A 6,980-nucleotide genomic window follows, 5' to 3' on the forward strand; every position below is an offset into this window, starting at 1 on the left:
CCGCCATGCCGATCGACGCAGTCACCGAGGTGCCCCTCCCGGTCAACGAGCCGGTGCTGGGGTACGCGCCCGGCAGCCCGGAGCGGGACCGGCTGGTCCGGCGGCTGGACGAGCTGGCGGCCGAGCAGATCCCGTTGCCGATGACCATCGGCGGCGAGCAGCGGTTCGGCGGCGGTGAGCGGATCGACGTCGTCCAGCCGCACCACCACGCCGCCAAGCTGGGGGTGCTCGGCAACGCCACCCGGGAGGACGCCCGCGCGGCGGTGGACTCGGCGCTCGCGGCGGGCCGGCAGTGGCGGTCGCTGTCCTTCGACGACCGGGCGGCGGTCTTCCTGCGGGCCGCCGACCTGCTGGCCGGGCCCTGGCGGGAGACCCTCAACGCGGCCACCATGCTCGGCCAGTCCAAGACCGCGCAGCAGGCCGAGATCGACTCCGCCTGCGAGCTGATCGACTTCTGGCGGTTCAACGTCCAGTTCGCCCGGCGGATCCTGGCCGAGCAGCCGATCTCCGCACCGGGCGTCTGGAACCGGGTGGACCACCGCCCGCTGGAGGGTTTCGTCTACGCGATCACCCCGTTCAACTTCACCGCGATCGCCGGCAACCTGCCGACCGCGCCCGCGCTGATGGGCAACACCGTGGTCTGGAAGCCCGCGCCGACCCAGACCCTGGCCGCGCACTACCTGATGCGGCTGCTGGAGGCGGCCGGTCTGCCGCCCGGGGTGGTCAACCTGGTCACCGGCGACGGCGTCCAGCTGTCCGCGGTCGCCCTCGCCGACCCGGCGCTCGCCGGGCTGCACTTCACCGGCTCCACCGCCACCTTCCAGTCGCTCTGGCAGACCATCGGCGCCAACATCGGCGGCTACCGGACGTACCCGCGGATCGTCGGCGAGACCGGCGGCAAGGACTTCCTGCTGGCCCACCGCTCGGCCGATCCGGCGATCCTGAAGGCGGCGCTGGTCCGCGGCGCGTTCGAGTACCAGGGCCAGAAGTGCTCGGCGCTCTCCCGGGCCTACCTGCCGCGCAGCCTCTGGCAGAAGATCAAGGACGAGCTGGTGGCCGAGGTGGACGCGCTCACGGTGGGCGACGTCACCGACCTCTCCAACTTCATGGGCGCGCTCATCGACCGGCGCGCGTTCGAGAAGAACCGGGACGCCATCGAGCGGGCCAAGGCCGATCCGACGATCGAGCTGGCGGCGGGCGGCCAGTACGACGACGCGATCGGCTGGTTCGTCCGGCCGACCGTCCTGGTCTCCTCCGACTACCGCAACGAGATCTTCCGGACGGAGTACTTCGGTCCGATCCTGGCCGTCCACGTCTACGAGGACGCCCGCTGGGAGGACGTGCTGCGCCGGGTCGACTCCGGCGCCCCGTACGGCCTGACCGGCTCGGTGATCGCGCAGGATCGTTACGCCATCGCCCAGGCGGTCGAGGCGCTGCGGTTCACCGCCGGGAACTTCTACATCAACGACAAGCCGACCGGTGCGGTCGTCGGCCAGCAGCCCTTCGGCGGCGGCCGGGCCTCCGGGACCAACGACAAGGCGGGCGCCGCCCAGAACCTCCTGCGCTGGACCTCGGCCCGCGCGATCAAGGAGACCTTCGTTCCCCCCACGGACCTGCGGTACCCGCACATGGGCTGAGAGTGAACGGGAGGCTCCGGTTTGGACATGGTGTCCAGGACGGACCGATCATCCTGCGGGTTTGCGCCTCCCTGTCCCTGTCCACCTTCGATTGATCCGGTTAGGCTGGCTGGCGTCGTCGGGTGGCTCCGCAGGACGAATCGTCCTACCCACTGCGAAGGTATTTCATGCGTGCCATGAAGCCCTTTCAGTTGGAAGGTGCGGCAGGATTGCGAGTGACCCGTCGGTGTACACCCACACACCACCGAGTCACGCAACGGCGCGCGACAGGAGCCAAGAAGTCATGCAGACCAAGCTGGACGCAGCCAAGGCCGACCTGCTCAAGAAGGCAGCCACAGCCGCTGAGAACAGCCAGGTGGGGGGAGCGGCGCCGGGGGAAGGCCTGAGCAACGGCGCTCTGACCGCGTACCTGCACCACTACTACCTCCACACCGCGCCCGAGGACCTGGTCGACCGCGACCCGGTCGACGTCTACGGCGCGGCGGCCTCCCACTACCGGCTGGGCCTCAAGCGCCCGCAGGGCACCGCCGAGGTGCGGGTGTACACCCCCTCGGTCGAGGAGAACGGCTGGTCCTGCGGCCACACCGTGGTCGAGGTCGTCACCGACGACATGCCCTTCCTGGTCGACTCCGTCACCAACGAGCTGTCCCGCCAGGACCGCGCCATCCACGTCGTGATCCACCCCCAGCTGGTCGTCCGCCGTGACATCACCGGCAAGCTGCTGGAGATCCTGGACGTCGACGCCTGCTCCCGCAGCCAGGCCGCCGGCACCGAGTGGCCCGCCGACGCGACCGTCGAGTCGTGGATGCACATCGAGATCGACCGCGAGACCGACCGCGACGACCTGCGCGCGATCGAGACCGACCTGCGCCGGGTGCTCGGCGACGTCCGTGAGGTCGTCGAGGACTGGAGCAAGATGCGCGAGAGCGCGCTGCGCCTGGCCGACGAGCTCGCCGAGGAGCCCCCGACCGGCCTGCCCGAGCAGGAGGTCGGCGAGGCCTGGGAGCTGATGCGCTGGCTCGCCGACGACCACTTCACCTTCCTCGGCTACCGCGAGTACGACCTGGTCGAGCACGAGGGCGAGGAGGTCCTGAAGGCCGTCGCCGGGACCGGCCTCGGCATCCTGCGCTCCGACCCGCGCGGCCACGACGACCACCACCACCCGGCCAGCGAGGCCTTCGGCCGCCTCTCCGCGCCGGTCCGCGCCAAGGCCCACGAGAAGAAGCTGCTCGTCCTCACCAAGGCCAACAGCCGCTCCACCGTGCACCGCCCGTCCTACCTGGACTACGTCGGCGTCAAGAAGTTCAACGCCGCCGGCGAGCCGATCGGCGAGCGCCGCTTCCTCGGCCTGTTCTCCTCCGCCGCCTACACCGAGTCGGTCACCCGCATCCCGGTCGTGCGCCGCAAGGTGCAGGAGGTGCTCGAAGGCTCCGGCTTCTCCAGCGAGAGCCACGACGGCCGCGACCTGCTGCAGATCATGGAGACCTTCCCGCGGGACGAGATGTTCCAGACCGCGGCCTCCGAGCTGATCTCCATCGCCACCAGCGTGCTGTACCTCCAGGAGCGCCGTAAGCTGCGGCTCTTCCTGCGCCAGGACGAGTACGGGCGCTACTTCTCCGCGTTCATCTACCTGCCGCGCGACCGCTACACCACCCGGATCCGGCTGCTGCTCACCGAGATCCTCAAGGAGGAGCTGAACGGCGCCACCATCGACTACACGGTGTACGCCACCGAGTCGGTGCTGACCCGTCTGCACTTCGTGGTCCGCGTCGCCCCCGGCACCGAACTGCCGCGGCTCACCGACTCCGACATCGAGCGGATCGAGAACCGCCTCGCCGAGGCCGCCCGGTTCTGGATGGACGGCTTCCACGACCAGCTGCACACCGAACTGGGCGAGGAGAAGGCCGCCGAGCTCGGCCACAAGTACGCCAACGCCTTCCCCGACGGCTACCGCGCCGACTTCCCGCCGCGCACCGCCGTCGCCGACATCAAGCAGATCGAGTCGCTGCACGGCGAGGGCGACTTCCGCCTCAACCTGTACCAGCCGGTCGGCGCGGGCGACGACGAGCGCCGCTTCAAGGTCTACCGGGTCGGCGGCCCGATCTCGCTCACCGAGGTCCTGCCGGTGCTCCAGCGCCTGGGCGTCGAGGTGCTGGACGAGCACCCGTACGCGCTGCGCCGCTCCGACGACACCACCGCGTGGGTGTACGACTTCGGCCTGAGGCTGCGCGAGGCCACCGAGCTCACCGACGAGGCCCGCGAGCGCTTCCAGGAGACCTTCGCCGCCACCTGGACCGGCAAGGCCGAGAACGACGGCTTCAACGAGCTGGTCCTCACCGCCGGGCTGACCTGGCGCCAGGCGACGGTGCTGCGCGCGTACGCCAAGTACCTGCGCCAGGCGGGCTCCACGTTCTCCCAGGACTACATGGAGGACGCGCTCCGCAACAACACCCACACCACCCGGCTGCTGGTCAACCTGTTCGAGGCCCGGCTGAGCCCCAGCCACCAGCAGGGCGCCGCCGAGCTGACCGAGGGCATCCTGGAGGAGCTGTCCGGCGCGCTCGACGAGGTCGTCTCGCTGGACGAGGACCGCATCCTGCGCTCCTTCCTGCACCTCATCACGGCCACCCTGCGGACCAACTTCTTCCAGCACGACGGCTCCGGTGACTGGCACTCCTACGTGTCGATGAAGTTCGACCCGAAGGCCATCCCGGACCTGCCGGCCCCGCGCCCCGCGTTCGAGATCTGGGTGTACTCGCCGCAGGTCGAGGGCGTGCACCTGCGCTTCGGCAAGGTCGCCCGCGGCGGTCTGCGCTGGTCCGACCGGCGCGAGGACTTCCGCACCGAGATCCTCGGTCTGGTCAAGGCGCAGATGGTCAAGAACACCGTCATCGTGCCGGTCGGCGCCAAGGGCGGCTTCGTCGCCAAGCAGCTGCCGGACCCGTCGGTCGACCGGGACGCCTGGCTGGCCGAGGGCATCTCCTCGTACAAGACGTTCATCTCCGCGCTGCTCGACATCACCGACAACCTGGTCGCCGGCGAGGTCGTCCACCCGGCCGACGTCGTCCGCCACGACGAGGACGACACCTACCTCGTCGTCGCCGCCGACAAGGGCACCGCGACCTTCTCCGACATCGCCAACGGCGTCGCCGAGTCCTACGGCTTCTGGCTGGGCGACGCGTTCGCCTCCGGCGGTTCGGCCGGCTACGACCACAAGGGCATGGGCATCACGGCCCGCGGCGCCTGGGAGTCGGTCAAGCGCAACTTCCGCGAGCTCGGCGTCGACACCCAGACCGAGGACTTCAAGGTCATCGGCATCGGCGACATGTCCGGCGACGTCTTCGGCAACGGCATGCTGCTCAGCGAGCACATCCGCCTGGTCGCCGCCTTCGACCACCGCCACATCTTCCTCGACCCGAACCCGGACGCCGCCGCCTCCTACGCCGAGCGGCGCCGGCTCTTCGAACTGCCCCGCAGCTCCTGGGACGACTACGACAAGTCGCTGATCTCGGCCGGCGGCGGCGTCTTCCCGCGCACCGCCAAGTCGATCCAGCTCAGCACGCAGGTCCGGGCCGCCCTCGGCGTCCAGGACACCCGGCTCACCCCGGCCGAGCTGATGAAGGCGATCCTCCAGGCGCCGGTCGACCTGTTCTGGAACGGCGGCATCGGCACCTACGTCAAGGCCTCCACCGAGACCAACGCCGAGGTCGGCGACAAGGCCAACGACGCCATCCGCGTCAACGGCGACCAGGTCCGGGCCCGCGTCATCGGCGAGGGCGGCAACCTCGGCTGCACCCAGCTCGGCCGCATCGAGTACGCCGCGGTCGGCGGCCCCGAGAGCACCGGCGGCTGGATCAACACCGACGCCATCGACAACTCGGCCGGTGTGGACACCTCGGACCACGAGGTCAACATCAAGATCCTGCTCAACCAGGTCGTCTCCGACGGCGACATGACGGTCAAGCAGCGCAACGTCCTGCTGGCCGAGATGACCGACGAGGTCGGCCACCTGGTGCTGCGCAACAACTACGCGCAGAACGTGGTGCTGGCCAACGCCGTCGCCCAGGCGCACAGCATGGTCAACGTCCACTCCCGGATGATCAACCGGCTGGAGTCGGCCGGCCAGCTCGACCGGGGCCTGGAGTTCCTGCCCACCGAGCGCCAGATCCGCGAGCGCCAGCAGAACGGCCGCGGCCTCTCGCAGCCCGAGATGTCCGTCCTGCTCGCGTACACCAAGATCACGCTGGCCGAGGAGCTGCTCGCCACCGCGCTGCCCGACGACCCGTACTTCCGCACCGCGCTGCACGACTACTTCCCGAGCGCGCTGCGGGCCCGGTTCGCCGACGCGATCGACAACCACGCGCTGCGCCGCGAGATCATCACCACCCTGATCGTCAACGACACGATCAACCGCGGCGGCTGCACCTTCGCCTTCCGGCTGAAGGAGGAGACCGGCGCGACCTACGAGGAGATCGCCCGGACCCACACCGCCGCCAGGGCCGTGTTCGACCTGGAGGACATCTGGGCCGAGATCGAGGGCCTGGACAACGAGGTCACGGCCCGGGTCCAGACCAAGATGCGGCTGCACTCGCGGCGCCTGGTCGAGCGTGCCACCCGGTGGATGCTCAACAACCGCCGCCAGCCGCTCGACATCGCCGGCACCATCGAGTTCTTCCACGACCGGGTCGACCAGGTCTGGGGCTCGCTGCCCAAGCCGCTGCGCGGCGACGACCTGGTCTGGTTCGAGGCCGTCTACAACGAGCTCGCCTCGGCCGGGGTGCCGGAGGAACTGGCCACCCGGATCGCCGGCCTCTCCTCGACCTTCCCGACCCTGGACATCAGCGAGGTCGCGGACCGCTCCGACAAGGACGTCGCCGAGGTCGCCGAGCTCTACTACGACCTCGCCGACCGCCTCCAGATCACCCACCTGCTCGACCGCATCATCGAGCTGCCCCGCACCGACCGCTGGTCGTCGATGGCCCGGGCCGCGATCCGCGAGGACCTCTTCGCGGCGCACGCGGCGCTGACCGCCGACATCCTCGCCTGCGGCCCCGAGGGCGCCACCCCGGAGGAGCGCTACAGCGCCTGGGCGGACCTCAACGCCACCCTGCTGAACCGCGCCAAGAGCACCCTCGACGACATAAGGGGTTCGGACAACTACGAGCTGTCCAGCCTCTCGGTCGCGATGCGGGTCATCCGCACCCTCCTGCGCACGGGCTCCATGCGCTGACGGCCGGCGGTACAGCCAGGCGGGGGGGGGGGGGGGGGGGGGGGGGGGGGGGGGGGGGGGGGGGGGGGGGGGGGGGGGGGGGGGGGGGGGGGGGGGGGGGGGGGGGGGGGGGG

The 6,980-nt window shown here is 70.5% G+C and carries 2 protein-coding genes; both read left to right on the top strand.

Annotated features, from left to right (window positions below; genetic code table 11):
• Positions 1 to 11: 11 nt before the first annotated feature.
• Complete coding sequence (pruA, locus tag AC07AL_RS35720; RefSeq protein ID WP_400986708.1) at positions 12 to 1,637, top strand: L-glutamate gamma-semialdehyde dehydrogenase; 1,626 nt, start codon at positions 12 to 14, stop codon at positions 1,635 to 1,637.
• Between the two features lie 283 nt (positions 1,638 to 1,920).
• Positions 1,921 to 6,867, top strand: a complete 4,947-nt coding sequence (locus AC07AL_RS35725; RefSeq protein WP_363587348.1) for an NAD-glutamate dehydrogenase — start codon at positions 1,921 to 1,923, stop codon at positions 6,865 to 6,867.
• Positions 6,868 to 6,980: the final 113 nt, after the last annotated feature.

This window comes from Kitasatospora sp. NPDC043949, from assembly GCF_056435365.1.